Source organism: Gemmatimonadota bacterium (assembly GCA_009692115.1).
In the GTDB taxonomy this organism is placed as follows: domain Bacteria; phylum Gemmatimonadota; class Gemmatimonadetes; order Gemmatimonadales; family GWC2-71-9; genus SHZU01.
The window spans coordinates 1-15,250 of sequence record SHZU01000011.1; the positions used below are offsets into that span (position 1 = coordinate 1).

The 15,250-nt window shown below is 66.4% G+C and carries 12 protein-coding genes; 4 read left to right on the forward strand and 8 right to left on the reverse strand.

The window, feature by feature from the left end; genetic code table 11:
- Window positions 1-359 precede the first annotated feature (359 nt).
- A complete protein-coding gene (locus tag EXR94_12470) occupies window positions 360-1,292 on the forward strand; it encodes a hypothetical protein (protein MSR03533.1) in 933 nt (310 codons plus the stop codon).
- An 89-nt stretch (window positions 1,293-1,381) separates the two neighbouring features.
- Window positions 1,382-1,654 (forward strand): hypothetical protein, encoded by a 273-nt coding sequence (locus EXR94_12475; GenBank protein MSR03534.1) that lies wholly within the window; start codon window positions 1,382-1,384, stop codon window positions 1,652-1,654.
- Window positions 1,655-1,688: 34 nt separating this feature from the next.
- Here the strand turns inward: EXR94_12475 and EXR94_12480 are convergent, their stop codons facing one another.
- The 4 genes from EXR94_12480 to EXR94_12495 form a co-directional block, all read right to left on the reverse strand.
- Window positions 1,689-1,799 carry a DUF4236 domain-containing protein gene (locus EXR94_12480; GenBank protein ID MSR03535.1) on the reverse strand — a complete coding sequence of 37 codons (111 nt, stop codon included), beginning with the start codon at window positions 1,797-1,799 and terminating at the stop codon, window positions 1,689-1,691.
- Between the two features lie 32 nt (window positions 1,800-1,831).
- Window positions 1,832-5,365 carry an indolepyruvate ferredoxin oxidoreductase family protein gene (locus tag EXR94_12485; protein ID MSR03536.1) on the reverse strand — a complete coding sequence of 1,178 codons (3,534 nt, stop codon included), beginning with the start codon at window positions 5,363-5,365 and terminating at the stop codon, window positions 1,832-1,834.
- A 585-nt stretch (window positions 5,366-5,950) separates the two neighbouring features.
- Complete coding sequence (locus tag EXR94_12490) at window positions 5,951-6,892, reverse strand: SDR family NAD(P)-dependent oxidoreductase (protein ID MSR03537.1); 942 nt, start codon at window positions 6,890-6,892, stop codon at window positions 5,951-5,953.
- Window positions 6,893-6,925: 33 nt separating this feature from the next.
- Window positions 6,926-8,647 (reverse strand): class A beta-lactamase-related serine hydrolase, encoded by a 1,722-nt coding sequence (locus EXR94_12495; GenBank protein MSR03538.1) that lies wholly within the window; start codon window positions 8,645-8,647, stop codon window positions 6,926-6,928.
- A gap of 245 nt (window positions 8,648-8,892) precedes the next feature.
- Between EXR94_12495 and EXR94_12500 the strand changes: the two genes are divergently transcribed.
- Window positions 8,893-9,984, forward strand: a complete 1,092-nt coding sequence (locus EXR94_12500) for a Gfo/Idh/MocA family oxidoreductase (protein ID MSR03539.1) — start codon at window positions 8,893-8,895, stop codon at window positions 9,982-9,984.
- 14 nt (window positions 9,985-9,998) lie between these two features.
- Entirely contained in the window at window positions 9,999-11,201 is a 1,203-nt protein-coding gene (locus EXR94_12505) for a S58 family peptidase (GenBank protein ID MSR03540.1), read from the forward strand.
- A 13-nt stretch (window positions 11,202-11,214) separates the two neighbouring features.
- On the opposite strand, the gene EXR94_12510 is transcribed toward EXR94_12505, so the two are convergent.
- From EXR94_12510 to EXR94_12525, 4 genes are read right to left on the reverse strand one after another with little or no spacing between them, the layout of a single operon-like run.
- Window positions 11,215-12,621: a DASS family sodium-coupled anion symporter gene (locus EXR94_12510; GenBank protein ID MSR03541.1), complete on the reverse strand. Its 1,407-nt coding sequence runs from the start codon at window positions 12,619-12,621 to the stop codon at window positions 11,215-11,217.
- The gene (locus EXR94_12515) at window positions 12,618-13,127 is read right to left on the reverse strand and encodes a hypothetical protein (protein MSR03542.1); all 510 of its coding nucleotides are present in this window, start codon (window positions 13,125-13,127) and stop codon (window positions 12,618-12,620) included. The genes EXR94_12510 and EXR94_12515 overlap by 4 nt, the downstream gene beginning before the upstream one ends.
- A complete protein-coding gene (locus EXR94_12520) occupies window positions 13,124-14,884 on the reverse strand; it encodes a long-chain fatty acid--CoA ligase (GenBank protein MSR03543.1) in 1,761 nt (586 codons plus the stop codon). The genes EXR94_12515 and EXR94_12520 overlap by 4 nt, the downstream gene beginning before the upstream one ends.
- On the reverse strand, window positions 14,731-15,240 hold the full coding sequence (locus EXR94_12525) for a MaoC family dehydratase (protein ID MSR03544.1): 510 nt from the start codon (window positions 15,238-15,240) through the stop codon (window positions 14,731-14,733). Before EXR94_12525 ends, EXR94_12520 begins: the two co-directional genes overlap by 154 nt.
- Window positions 15,241-15,250: the final 10 nt, after the last annotated feature.

The following is a 15,250-nucleotide window of genomic DNA, read 5'->3' on the forward strand; positions in this document are numbered from 1 at the left end:
GATCGTTCGTCTGGGCATGGGCGGGCCCGGGGTTCGCGAGACATACCGCGCCTGCCATGGCGGCGATAAGCGAGAGGCGCGTTACTGCTTTGGTTGTCCGGAACATCTGCGGTTCTCCTTCGGGTTGAGGAATAGGGATTTGCTTCACCCCGTCGAATCTACCGCGCCCGCGGTCAGCGGGCCACCTGGGGCCCGCCGACTGAGGGACGCGATCCCGGCGTCGGGATCCGTGGGCACGCGACGAGGCCCCCGTGCCCGGGCCTAGGGGCGGGGGTGACCCACCGTCGGGGTCGGGGAACGGCGGGGCCACGGGGGACTCCGGGGCGGGGCGGTCGGGTCGCGGGCGCGGGGTCGACCGGATGAGCCGGCCGGACGTGGCGCCGGTGACGGTGGCCCGCTCGCTCGACGGCAAGATCGTGCTTCCGCTCGAACAGGCCGACGTGAGCCGGCTCTTGGCCACCGGCTGGAAATGGCCGGAGCCCTTCGTGGCCAAGGCTGCCGACGGCGTTACCGACATCTACGGCATTCTCTACAAGCCGTCGAACTTCGACTCGACCAAGAAGTATCCGATCATCGAGGAGAGCTACCCCGGCCCGCAGCGGACCAACGTGCCCAAGGGCTTCGTGGCCGGGAGCGACGATCAGTCGCACGCCGAGCTTGGGGTGATCGGGATCCGGATCGACGGGCGCGGCACGCCGTTTCGATCGAAGGCGTTCCACACCTTCGCCTACGGGCACCTCGAGAACGCCGGCGCACTCGAAGACCACCTCGCCGCCTACCGGCAGATTGCGGCCACGCGGCCGTGGCTCGACCTCGACCGGGTCGGGATCTATGGAAGTTCGGGCGGGGGCTTCGGCTCGGTGCGGGCGCTGCTTGCGTATCCCGATTTCTACAAAGTTGCGGTATCCGCGAGCGGAGACCACGACATTCGGGGCTACCTCGGTGTCTGGGGCGAGACCTACCAGGGATATCCGCCGGGCGAGAACTACTTGGCGCCGGCCAAATGGACCCTGGCCAAGAATCTCAAGGGCAAGCTGATGCTGGCCTATGGCGAGTTGGACGACAACGTCCCGCCGGCCCAGACGTTGCCGTTGATCGACGCCCTGACCAAGGCCAACAAGGGGTACGATTTGTTGATTGCCACCAATGGGTCGCACTATATGGCGGCTAACATGTACTACCGGCGGCGGCGGTGGGACTACTTCGTTCAGCACCTCATGGAGATGACGCCCCCGGACAACTATCTGATCACGGCGCCGACGGAGTATCCCCACCGCGGGACCCACCCCTGAGCAGCTCGGTTCCCTTCGTCGCGGCGGTCGCCGTCCTGTCGCCGTGGATCACGCTCGCCGCGCAGGGCCCGGCCGGTTCGTTGGAGAACGTGCAGCAGATCGGCCCCGCCTTCGAGGGGACCGGCGCGCCCGGGGCCATCGGCTCGTTGATGGACGATGAGGTCTGTTATGTGGACCTCTTCTGCAGCTCCACGCCCCGCGTGGGAGTTGCGACGCCGACCTCCGCGAAGATCACCATGGCCGCCACCCACTCGTGCGGCCTCCTCCCGACCGATGCGGCCTATTGCTGGGGACGCAACGACGAGAGTAATCTCGGTGCGGTCTCGAGGCGTTCCCGCTCCCGGGCAGTCGGGTGGCCCTGAGACCACGGGGTGCCGCGCAGCGACGTCCGGTAGCTCAGGCCGGTGCCCCCCCCGGGGGCCCGATCGACGCGCTGATGCCGGTCAGGCTGAAATTGAGCCGAACGCCGGGCATCAGCTTGATTGACCGCCGGAATCGGAGTCCCATGATGATTTTGTGGCGCTGACCTGGCAGACCAATCACCCGCCAAGGGTGACCAAGGATGCTGGCCCGGGATTCGAGGCTCCGGAGACCGGATTGAGTGTCGCCTGGACCGCCTGCCGGAATCGATCGACATTCTTCCGCTTGACGTCCTCGTACCCCCGAATCATGTCCGGGGTTCGAGCCAACTTGACCGTCTGCTCATAACTCGAAGCCGACAAAACCGCTGCTGCCGTCTCGATCAGTCCACGATACTCGCCGATCAACTCCCGCTCCAACCGCCGAATACTATCCCGGCCGAACAGATCGAACGCCGTCCCCCGAAGCCCCCGCGCCGCGTACAGCAACCGGAACACCCCCCGGAACCACCGCCCCAACGCAATCTTCTTCTTCATCCCCATCGCCCGCAACACCGGCGGATGGAGCCGGTAGCTCATCACCGCCCCGGCCCCGAAGCTCTCGACCAACGCCTCATCCAGCTTAGGATCGAGGGTCAACCGCGCCACCTCATACTCATCCTTATACGCCATGAGCTTGTACAGATACCGCGCCACCGCCGCCGACAACGCAGTACCAGACCCAATCGTCCGCTCCTGCTTCCACACCATCGCGACGAAATCGGCGTACTGCTTGGCGTAAGCCTCGTTCTGGTACGCCACCAAATCCGGCACCCGGATCTCCAGCAACTGCCTCGTCTCGCCAGTGGCGCCAGTGGCATCGACCATGGCCCGGATACCCGGCGTGAGTACCGGCGCGGCAGGCTCGGCCGCCGCGGCCCGCGACGTCACCAGTCGGTCGGCCCAAGCGGGATCGACCACGACCTGCCGTCCAACCCGAAATGCCTGGATGTTGGCCTGCGCCGCGGTGCCGTTCAGCTCGAGCGCCTTCTCGATACTCTCCGCCGCGAGCGGAATCAACCCAGCCTGATACGCCGCCCCCACCACGATGAAGTTGGCCATCATGTGCGACCTAAACAGAAACTCCGCCAGCCGCTCGGCGTCGAAGTACACGTTCTGCCCCGCTCGAGTCACCGCGTCGATCCGGGCATGAAGCACCGAGTCGGCCGGGAACTCGACCAACGGGTTCCGGACCATCAGCCCGGTCGCCACATGGCTCGACGACACGATCGCCACGGTCCGGTCGGGCCGGGCCCGGATCAGATGCCGGAGGTCGCTCGCGGTCAGGACGTCGAACCCGATGTACCCATCCGCCTCGCCGATCCCGACCTTGTTCGAACCCAACGCGTCGCCGTCGAAGATCTTGAGGTGCGATACCACCGCACCGCCCTTCTGGCTCAAACCCGTCTGATCGAGACACCGAACCCCTTTGTGCTCGAGCAACGCCGCCGTCCCCAGCACCTGGTTGACGGTGACGACCCCCGTGCCCCCGATGCCCATGAAATACAGATTGGTCACCGGGCGATGCGGCTCCGCGCGGACCGCCGGAAACATCGGACCCAACGGCTCGAACTGATGCCCGGCCCGCTTCGGCTTCGGCCCCGCCGCCGGCACCACTGTCACAAACGCCGGGCAATCGCCGTCCAGGCACGAGTAGTCGGTGTTGCACGACGACTGATGGATCTGGGTCTTCCGCCCAAACTCAGTCTCGACCGGCGCCACGCTCAAACAGTTCGACTTGGCCCCGCAGTCGCCACACCCCTCGCAGATCCGCTCGTTGATCAACACCCGCATCGGCCGCTCGGGCGCCAAGCCCCGTTTCCGCTTCCGCCGGAGATCGGCGGCGCAATGCTGATCATAGATCAGCGCGGTCACGCCCTTGATGTCGCGGAGGAGCTTCTGGGCCTCGTCGAGCCGCTCCCGGGGCCAGAGGTCCACCCCGGTCGCCAGGGTGATGCCCCGGTACCGCTCGACTTCGTCCGTCAACACAATCGTCCGACCCACGCCCTCGGCCTGGAGCTCGCGCGTCAGGTCGGGAATCGCGATCGCGCCGTCGGCCATCTGGCCGCCGGTCATGGCGACGGCACCGTTATAGAGAATCTTGTAGGTAATCGAGGTCCCGGCCGCCACCGCCTGGCGAATGGCCAGGGAACCGGAGTGGAACAACGTCCCGTCCCCAATGTTCTGGAAAATGTGCGGCGTGTTGCTGAAGTACGATGCCCCGACCCACTGCGCCCCCTCGGCGCCCATCTGGGTAAACCCGGCCCCGATCCGCTCCATGGTCACCGCCATGCCGTGACAGCCGATTCCGGCCGCGGCAATCGACCCCTCGGGCACCACGGTCGAGCGGTTGTGGGGACAGCCGGAACAGAAATAGGACAGCCGCTGGGCGCCGAGCCCCATCGGTTGGACCGACGCGTCGGTCGCCGGCCGGAGCCGCTCGAGCCGGCCCGCCATCACCTCAGCGGGGAGTTTTCGCGCCAGTCGGGCGGCCAGGATTGGCGCGATCAGGTCGGCATCGAGTTCCCCGTGGCTCGGCACCAGGGGCCGGCCCGCCTCGTCGACCTTGCCGACGATCCGGGGGTGGTTGGTCTGATGATAGAGGACGTCCCGGAGCATCAGCTCGACGAACGAGCGCTTTTCCTCAACGACCAGGACTTCCTCGAGCCCCGCGGCAAAGGCCTCTGCCGAGGACGGTTCCATCGGGTAGAGCATCCCGATCTTGAAGAGCCGGACGCCGTACCGGACCAGGTCGTCGTCGGACAAGCCGAGCCGGGCCATGGCTTCCCGGACATCGAGATAGGTCTTCCCGGCGGCGGCAATTCCGAGCCAGGCGGTAGGCGGATTCACCGTCACCCGGTTCAACTCGTTGGCGGCGCCGAACCGGCGGGCCGCTTGGAGCCGGCCCTCCATCAGTTCCTGTTCGAGCTGGAGGTTGTACGGGGCAAACAGGGTGTGCGACTGGGTCGGCCGCCACGGCTTGCCGTTGAACTCGAACTCCGGCCGCTTCCATTGATGCCCACCGGGCCTGATCCGGGCGGTGCCGAACTCATCGGCCACGTTGGTGGTCATTTTGAAGCCGACCCAGAGCCCGGAATAGCGGGACAGGGCAAACCCGGCGCTGCCCAAGTCGATGACCTCCTGGACGTCGCCGGGGAAGAGGACCGGCATCTGGGCGTCGTAGAGCGCGATCTCCGACGCCGACGGGACCGTGGAGGACTTGGACGCGGGGTCGTCGCCGGCGACGGCCAGGACCCCCCCGTTCCGGCCGACGCCGGTCAGGTTCGCGTGTTTGAACGCGTCACCGGATCGGTCGACCCCGGGTCCTTTGCCGTACCAGATGCCGAGGACGCCGTCGTACTTCGGTGACGGCATCAGGTTGGCGAGCTGGGAGCCGAAGATGGCCGTTGCCCCCAGGTCTTCATTGACGCCAGGGAGAAAACGGACCTGGTGTTGCTCGAGGATTCGCTTCGCGGCCTGGAGGAGGAAGTCGAACCCGCCGAGCGGGGAGCCCCGGTAGCCCGAGATCAGGGTGGCGGTGTTGAGGCCGGCTTGGCGGTCGGCCTTGTGCTGGTCGATCGGGAGACGGACGAGGGCCTGAACTCCGGACAGGGCGACGATGCCGTCGTCGAGGAGGTACTTGTCGTCGAGCGAATAGGGCTTTGGATCGGTCATCCTGGGAATGTACCGCAGGGCCAATCCCAGCGCCTAGGGCTAGTGAAAGGGGGCGAACACTGTCCCGATGGCGGCCAGCCACAACAGGAACATCCGATTGCGAATCTCAACCCGGCCCCTGGCCATCTCCAAGTGCCAGAGCTCCCATCGCAGGGCCTCGAGCCACCGTCCTCGTCGATTTCTGGTTGGCCCGATACCGGCTGACCGTCACGGACGTTGACGATGGGACCTACCGACTCCGCTTCCTGTGGGACCCCGCCGTTGACCTCGTCCTTGAGCCGGACCTATCCGAACCCGCCGGGGAACAACCCGGTGGCCGCGGCGGCCGTCCGGGCGAGGTCGGGCGCGATCGCCGCGAGCTCCGAGCGGGCTTGGTCAATGCCGACGCCGACCCTAAGTCGCCCCAGGGTCCGGCGATGGTGTCCCGAGGCGCGGCCCTCGCCGAGGTCGTATTGAAGGAGGCCGAGACCGCTTGGCCATCGAGCCGCTCAGGTCGGTCCAAACCGGTGACGGTCGGTTGCCAGGCCTTCATGACCGTAAGCGCGTCGAACGAACGGCTTCGCTGCTCGCCTCGCTGATCGCGGGCTACTTCACCCGGACCAGGGCCGAGTCGAGCATCCGCACCAGGGCATCCCGGTCGTACGTGAAGGCGTGGCGTTGATTGAGTTGGACCACTTCTTCGATGGCCTTCCGGATGGTCACTTCCGCCTGCCGGGCCACCGGCACAACCATATAGCGCATCTTGGGCTCAGGATCGAAAAGGGCGTGGGCCGCCGCTTCCGCGACCAGGTCGGGCTCGGCAGCAGTCTCATAGCCCGCCATGGCCGTCACCATCCGCTGCATCTCGGCCAGATAGGGCGAGGTGGGGTTCCGCGCGATCGCGGTTTCGATCTGCGTGACGGTGTTGCGGCCGATGTCGGAGCGGTAGTTACCCGGCTCGATCAGGCTCACCTTGACCCCGAACCGGCTCATCTCGACGGCCAAGGCATCGCCGTAGGCCTCGATGGCGTGCTTGCTCATGCTATAGGGCCCGAAGAGGGGGCCTGAGAGAATCCCGGAAATCGAGCTGATCGTGGTGACCCGGCCCTTCGACGCGATCAGCATCGGCGCGAAGGCTTTGGTGATCCGGTAGGGACCATAGACGTTGACGTCGAACAAGAACGCCAGGTCCTTCTCCTCGACTTCAATCAGCGGCGCGACAACCGCCACGCCGGCGTTGTTGACCACCCCGTAGAGACCCCGGCCGGCCTTCCGAATCGTCTCGACCGCGGCCGCGATGTCGGCCGGCGACGTGACATCGAGCTTGACGGCTTGGACGTTCTTGATCGCGTTCAGCGCAGCGAGGTCCTCCGGCTTCCGGGCCCCCGCGTAGACGAAATGGCCCTGCCTCGCCAAGAGTTCGGTAATCTTCCGGCCGATGCCGCTGCTCGCGCCGGTCACCAGGACGGCCTGCGGGGTGACGGCCGGTTGGGCCGCGAGGGGCAGGGCAAGGGCGGCCAGGAGCGAAAAGGCGCTGAGTCGCAACATCGAATGCCTTGGGCGATTGTGAGTGAGCGGTAGCTACTTCTGGTTCCGACTGGGTTGTTTGGAAAAGCGGACGTCGCGACTGCGTTCGTCGATGAAGACCGAGAAGCCGGTGACTTGCCCGGCGCTGTCGCGAAGGAACTCGACCGACCGCATCGACCCGGGCACCCCGGCAAAGTCGTCCCCGGCGAGCCAGGTGAGGGAATTGGGTGGGTGGCGCCGGTGGCGGAGGACTAGCTTGTCGTCCTTCACTTCGACTTGGTAGAGGGTCGCCAGCTCGTCGCTCCAATAGTCCCCGGCAAATTGAGGCAGCTGTGGCGCTGCCACGGGGTACTTGGCAGACCGGAGGCCTCGGAACTCGGCCGTGACGGTACTACCCGTTGGGTGAAACACGACCGCCGAGTTATACCCCGGCAACCAGAACGACGTGTCCGACTTCGGCGTCATCGGGGAGTCCGGTCCGGGCATCGTCTCGGCGGTGAGCCGGTCGCCGTTGCGGGCGATTCGAAGGTAGAGGCCGGGGCCGAATCGATACACGCCCGGATAGCGGTCGAGCGCCTCGGGTGTCGCGGCCACCGGCGGCGCCGAGGCCACCGGGTCGGTGGTCGCCGCCCGGGTCCCGGCCGCTGGGGTAGCGGTCGGATGCCGGGCCATCTCAGCGCCGAGGTAGAAATCGGCGATGAAGTTCGCGAACCGGGTGGCCGGAACGATCGGACTGTTGGCGAGGACCACGACGCTGAACCGCTGTCCGGGAAAATGCAGCACCGCGGTGGTGAACCCGGCCCACGAGCCCCCGTGCGAGAGGGTCGGGAGGCCGCGATACTCGCCGTGCGAAATGCCGAACGCGTAGGGAATCGTGGTGCCGTTGGTGAGGACGCCCTTGGTGCGGCTCAACGCCATGGCCTTCGGGCCGCCGACCTTCGGATCGTCGAAATTCATCACCCAGCGGGCCATGTCCTCGACCGTGGTGAACAACGAACTCGAGCCCAGGGCGGTGAGGTTATTGGTGATGGCGGCCATCCCGTTCGGGGTTCGGCCGTACCCGTTGGCGCGATTGGGCACCACCTCGCGGTGATCGTCGTGAAAGTGCGAGTTGGTCATGCCGAGGGGCCGGAACAGCTGCTCGGTGGTCCAGGCCCGAAACGAGGTCCCGGTGACCTGACCGACCATTTCCGCCAGGAGATTGAAGCCGGTGTTGGAATACATGTACTCCGACCCGGGCGCGAAGTTGAGGGTCCGCTGGTTGGCGGCAAACGTCAGGATCTGGCTGAAGGAGATGACGTCGTCGTACTGCCAGCCCGCCAATCGGAGGGTGCCCGGCCAATCACGGAGGCCGCTGGTGTGATGGACCAGGTGATCGATCGTGATGGTCTTCCCGACATCGGCGAGCTGGGGGAGGTACTTCCGGATGTCGTCGCTGAGCTGGATTCGCCCTTGATCGGCCAGCATCGCCACGGCGAGCCCGGCGAACTGCTTGGACACCGACGCGACGTCGAAGACCGTGGCTGGGGTAATCGGGGTCCGGTGCTCCAGGCTCGCGTAACCATATCCCCGGCTCAAGAGGACCTGGCCGTCGCGGACCACGGCCACCGCGGCCCCGGGGCTCAGGCCCATGGTGTACTCGGCAAACAACGAATCGACTTGGCGTTCCCGGCGGGCCGCCGGGTCCTGCGCGGCGGCGGCTCCGGTCAGGACGCTGATCGCGAGCAGGCCGGCTCGGAGGGCGGGCGACAACGGGGCCAAAGACGGGATGGTCATTGGTGGCTTTCGGTGGTGGGCGGCAGACTGGAACGCCGGTAATCTGATACCGGTCCGAGGGTGATCGCAACGGGAGTCGTGGAGGGCTGGTTGCGGACCGTTTCCTGACGAGTAGGTTTCTCTACCATTCACCAAGTGAACCAAAATGAGCAAGCGTTCGGCCGCTACCGGAATCGTCGTCGTGGACGTGACCGCCCTCGATTTGAGCTACCAGGCTCTCGATATGATCCCGATCACGTGATCGGATGACGTCGCCCCTTCGCCTGGGCCTGATCGGCCTTGGCAACGTCGCCCTCGCCCACCTCGAAGGGTATCGCCGGCTCGACCAGGTTCAGGTCGTGGCCGGCGCCGATCCCCGCGCTGACCGGGCGGCCATGATGGCCGTCCGGTACGGCTTTACCGCCTACAATAACTACCGCGAGATGCTCGAGCGGGAACGGCTTGATCTCGTGGCCGTGTTGAGTACGGTGTCCACCCACCGCGAGGCGGTCGAGGCGGCCGCCGATCGCGGGCTTCACGTGCTCTGTGAAAAGCCCCTGACGCTCTCCCTCGAAGACGCCGACCGGATGATTGCCCGCTGCGCGGAGCGGAAGGTTAAGCTGTTCTATGCCGCGTCATACCGGTTCCTCCCGGCTGCCATGGCCGCTCGGGCCCTGATCCGCTCCGGCGCGATCGGCGAAGTGCGGCTTCTGACCGAGACGATGATCGGCTCGACCGGGCCGGCCGGATATCAGGACATGGGCCCCCACCACTATCCGGCCGGCGGGCCGGGCGGCTCCGGCAACGGGTTGGTCGACCACGGCATTCACCTCGTTGACCTCTTTCCGTGGCTGGCCGACACCGAGATCGTCTCGGTCACCGGGCGCGGCCAGCGGTCCGGCCAGCCGCCGATGGCCGAGTATTTGACGATGGAACTCAGGTCCGGCGCGGTCGGGCATCTGATCTATGACGACGCGACCTGGTCGGCCGACCTACCGGGCGAAGGGCTGTTCAGCTGGGGCCCCAGTTGGGATGAAATGGCCCGGGGAGAGGCCGAGAACCGACCGGCCGGGTGGCAGGCGCATCCGGGTCATATCAAGGTGTACGGGTCGGCCGGGGCGCTCCGGATCTATCACTACGCCAACCACCTGATGCTGTGGACCGCTCGCGGGGTGGAGCAGATCCGGCTCGAGGACCGGCCGATGCCGGGGCAGTTCGCGGCGGAGATGGCATCGTTCGCGGCGAGCATCCGGCACGACACTCCCCCCGAAGTGACCGGCGCCGACGGGCGGCGGGCGCTAGCCGCCGTGTTAGGCGCGTATCGAGGCGGCACTCCGCCCCTCGCCGCTAAATCCTAGGCCAAGGCCCTCCAATGTCTCCTCGTGCGGCGCTCGGGTTGCTCGTGCTCTCGGTGTCAGTCGTTTCCGCTCAGACGGCTCCGAACCGGCCTCGGGCCCGGGAGGCGGGGTTGGTGATCGGGGTGCTCCAGCCCGGGCCCTTGAATGCCATCACGGATGTCGCCGGGGTCCTCGTCGGCCAGGTCACGGTAGCCGAGGGCGACTCGATTCATACCGGCGTGACGGTGATCAAGCCTCACTCGGGCAATGTGTTCATGGACCGGGTCCCGGCCGCGATCTACGTCGGCAATGGTTTCGGGAAGTTGATGGGGTTGAGTCAGGTGCGGGAGTTAGGCGAGCTCGAAACCCCGATCCTGCTGACCTGCACGCTCTGCGTCTGGCGCGCCGCCGATGCCATGGTGGATTGGCTTCTCCGCCAGCTCGGCATGGAAGGGGTCTTCTCGATCAATCCGGTCGTCGGCGAAACCAACGACGCCACGCTCAACAACATCCGGCTCCGCCCCATCAAGCCGGAGCATGTGGTCCAAGCGTTGGAAACGGCCACGGGTGGTCCGGTGAGTGAAGGCTCGGTCGGGGCGGGGGCGGGGACCGGGGCGTTTGCCTGGAAAGGCGGGATCGGCACCAGTTCGCGCCAACTCCCGGCGAGCCTGGGGGGCTACACGGTCGGCGCGCTGGTCCAGACCAACTACGGCGGCATCCTGACGATCAATGGCGCCCCGGTGGGCCGCGAACTCGGCCAGTACATCTTTCGCCGGCAGCTCGAGGGCACCGATCAGCCGAAGCCGGGTGACGGCGTGGGGGAGGGCGGCAGTTGCATGATGGTGATCGCGACCGACGCGCCGCTCGACGCCCGGAACCTCGAGCGGCTGGCCAAACGGGCGGTCGGCGCGATGATCCGGACCGGATCGCCGATGTATAACGGCTCCGGCGATTACGTCATCGCGTTCTCGACCGCCGCGTCGGTTCGCCGCCGGATCGATCAGCCGGCTCGCGAGCCCTCGGCCGGGATTTCGAACGACGCCGCGTCTCCGGTATTCTTGGCGGCGGTTGAGGCCACTGAAGAGGCCGTCTACAACGCGATGTTCAAGGCCACCACGGTCAAGGGATTTCGGGGCACCTACGAGGCTTTGCCGCTTGAGCCGACGATCGCCATTCTCAAGAAATACAATGCTCTCAAGTGGAACGAGACCCTCCCGCCTGGAAAGCCCCTTCCCTAACTGGGCAAAACCGCTAGAAGAAGCCGAGCCACGGGCCGAGGAGTGTCATCAGTGTGGCCATAAGAAAAATCCAGGCCACGCTGATGATGAGGCCGGGTCGGAACAAATCAAGCATCCGGTAGTACCCCTTGGAGTAGGTCACCAGAAGTACGGCGTCGAGCGGAAGCAGGAACGCACACGACGCCGTGAACACGACGGGTAGCGCAAAGAGCGCCGGATTATGACCGGTAGCGGTGGCGAGCAGCACGATCGGCGGGACCAGCACCGCCACAATGACCGGCCCGATGGTGAGGACCAGGTGGATGACCACCGTAAAGGCCGCAATGACCGCCACGATGCCGAAGACCGACCCCCCGCCAATCCCGCCTAACGAAAGATCCACCACCGCCTTGGCAAGTCCCGTCTTGACCGACGCGGCGCCGAGCGAACTCACGGCCCCGATCACCAGCAGCACGTCCCATCCGGTGGCCCGTTCGACCTCCTTCCACGTGAAGATCTTCATGCCGGGAAGGAAGAGGGCCACCGCGCCCAGGATCGACACCAAGGCCACGTCGAACGCCCGGACCCAGGTGCTCAAGATCCAAAAAGTGAACATGGTGCCGAACACAGCCAGCACCTTGATCTCCACCGGCCGCATCGGGCCGAGGGCTTCCCGTTCCCGGCCGACGTCGCCGGCTTCGCCGATGGCCGGGAGTTCAGGCGGAAAGAACCGGAGCAACGACCACCAGGCAATCGGGATCAGCACCAGCACCATCGGCACGCCGATGGCCATCCACGCCAAGAACGAGACCCGGACCTTCCCGTACTCCTCCAGGAAGTTGAGGCCGAGCACATTGATGGCGCTTCCGGCCGGGGTGCCGACGCCGCCGATGAAGGCGGCGATCGGAATCCCCATCATGACGGCCTTGGCGAAATTGGACTGGCCGCGTTCGAGGCCGAGCTTATCCAGGAGCGGGAGCGCGATGGCCATGAAGATGGCGGTGCAGGGCACATCCGAAATGACCGTGGAACTGATCGCGGTCCCGGCCATGATCGCAAACAGCACTCGCCGGGGATCGGTTCCCGCCCGCGCCAGGAGCGCCAGGGCGAACCGGCGGCTCAAGCCGGAACTGGTGAAGGCGTGGGCCAGGCAGAACATGGCGACGACGAAGAAGAAGACCGGACTGATGAAGGTCGTCAGCGCGACCGAAAGCGGCGCGACGCTGAAGATCGGCTGGAGGGCCAGGGCCAACAGCGACGTAGCGGCGAGCGGCATCGCCTCGGTGGCCCAGAGTACCAGGCAAATCACGAACAGCGCGCCGAGCCGATGCGCCTCGGGCGGCAGGGCGTCGGGACGAGGCAACAGCATGACGACCGCGCCGGCCGCGATCGCCGCGAGGGCCGATCCCAGGCCCGCGAACCGCCGGGTCTCGTCGGTCAAAGGCCGTTGTACTCCTCGGCCAGTACCGTCGAGGCCGCCCGGGACCGGGTCAAGGTGTGAAGCCGGGCCAGTTGAAGCCGGGCGTCGAAGCCGGCGTGATCCTCAGGGAACCGATGGAGGAGCGTTGTCATCTGAAAGGAGAAGTCCTCGGCCCGCCGGTCCGCGCCGTGGAGATAGCGCTCGAGGAGCACGGTATCGCGGCGGAGCACCAGAAAGCCGGTGACCTGATTCCTGGCGAAGTACCCTTCGAGATCCGGCATCGCGTAGGCCGGGCCGGTTGCCAACGGGGCCGCCGGCCCGGAGCGCCGGACCCGGTCGATCCGGAAGCCAAGCTGGTCGATGTGGTGGAAGTAGTAGGCGTTATGCGGCGGCGACATGTAGCTATAGGCGTCGACCAGCAAACCGGTAGGCCGCATCTTGGCGAGATCGATCTTGCCGTTCGGTTGGGCCGGAGCCGCGCTCGCTAGCAGCAGCGCGAGAAACGCCAAACGGATCGGGCGGTTCATCGGTACCTCGCCATCCGTTTGAGGGCCTGCTTGTCGACCTTGCCGATCGGCAGCATCGGGAACTCGGAGGTGACGGTGAACCGTTTGGGGACCTTGTAGTTCGCCAGCAACGACCGGCAATGAGTGGCCAGGGACTCGGCACTCGGCGCTTGGCGCTCGGCATGGGGGAGGATGAAGGCGTGGCCGACTTCCTGGTACAGGGGGTCGGGGACGCCGATGACGGCGGCCATGGCCACATCCGGGTGGGACTCGAGGACCTGCTCGATTTCCCTTGGATAGACGTTGTAACCGCCCGACTTGAACATCTCCTTGAGGCGCCCGATCAGGCGGTAGGCGCCGTCGGGGCGCTCCTCGGCCAGATCGCCGGTCCGGATCCAACCGTCGGGCGTGAACAACTCGGCGGTGGCCTCGGGGCGGTTCCAGTAGCCTAACGTGACGAAATCGCCGTGGACCTGAACTTCACCGGGTTCGCCGGTTGCCACCGGCGTGCCGTCGGGCCCCGCGATCCGGATGTCGTAGTCCGGCACCGGCCAGCCGACCGAGTTGGCCAGGACGTCGGTCGAATCGGCGTCGAACGTGAAGGTCACCGAGCCGACGGTTTCCGTCATGCCGTAGGCGTTGGCCAGTTCGCCGCATTTGGCCCGTAGGCGTTCGATCAACTCAACGGGAGCCGCGGCCCCTTCCCAGATGATCAGCTGAACCGATGAGAAATCGGTGGCGTCGAACGCCGGATGGGACACGACCAGCTGGAGGGCGGTCGGCACGTGGCCGAACAGGGTCAGCCGCTCGCGCGCGACCGCGTCGAGCATGGCGCCCGGATCGAACTGTTCCTGGAATACCAGCGTGCCGCCGGGTACCAGGGTGTCGCAGGTGATGTCTCCGATGCATCCGATGTGGTTGATCGGCAGATTATTCAGCGCGCGGCCCGGGTCGATCGGCCAAATGGCATACTGGACCCGGGCCACCTTGATCAGCCCGGCCTGGTGGATCATCGCGCCCTTCGGCTGGCCGGTCGTGCCGCTGGTGTACACAATGACAGCAGGCGCCCGGGGATCGACCGCCGCCCGCGCGGCCGCGAGTTCCGCGTCGGGGATCCGCCGGCCGGCGGCAATGAACGCCGCATAGCTGTCGCGGGCGTCGAGCAACACCGCCCGCTCGATGGACGGGGCGTGGGCGGTCAACGCGGCGAGTTCCTCGTGGTAGCTCCGGTCGCCGATCAAGGTTCGGGCAAACAGCAGGCGGGGCGTTGCATCGTTGGCCGCGTACTCGAGTTCCCGAATCTGGTACCGAGGGTTCAATCCGAGCCAGATGGCGCCGATCGACACCGTCGCCAGGAACGTGACGTAGTAGTCGGGGTGCGGTGGCGAGAGGGTCGCCACCCGGTCGCCGGGGCGAATGCCGTGGGCCAAGAGCGCCTTGGCGCAGGCGTCGACCCGGTCGGCCAAGTCACCATAGGTCCACCGGCTCTCGCCGAACACGACGGCTTCGTCGTCCGGGCGGGCCGCGGCCCAATGGCGGGGGTAGTCGCTGATCAAGCGGAGCAGGGGCGGCCGTTCCGACTCCGGTCGAGGCCGGTGCGGGCGGCGAAAGACCGGGGCCATCGTCAGGCGCCGTGTTTGGTTTCGATCCGGCGGTGGCCCTCGCCGGTGATCCACATCCCGAGCCATTCGGCCACCAGCGCGGGGCGGGTCTTGCCCTCGATTTCGATCGACACCCCATACTTGCAGCGCACCTCGCCGGGCCGGGCCTCGGTCCATTCAAGCAGGGTGAAGTGGGCCCGGATTCGGCTGTTGACCGGCACCGGTTCGACCAGCCGGAGCCGGTCGAAGCCGTAATTGAGCGCGTAACCGCCTTCGTCCGCGCCGAGGTGGTCGAGCCAGCCGAGCGCTTGATGGCTGAAGTAGGTCAGCATCGAGGTAGTCAGGAATCCGAAGGCAATCGTGGTCTTGAACGGGCTTTTAGCCGCGCACCAAGCCGGGTCCACGTGCATCGGGTCCGGGTCTTCGGTTGCCTTGGCGAACAGGTCGATCCGGGCTTGGTCGATCAGGAACCACGGTGACGTGCCGATCGGCTGGCCGATCTTGTCTTTGAACGAGGCGAGGGCAGGTTGCATCAACGGAATA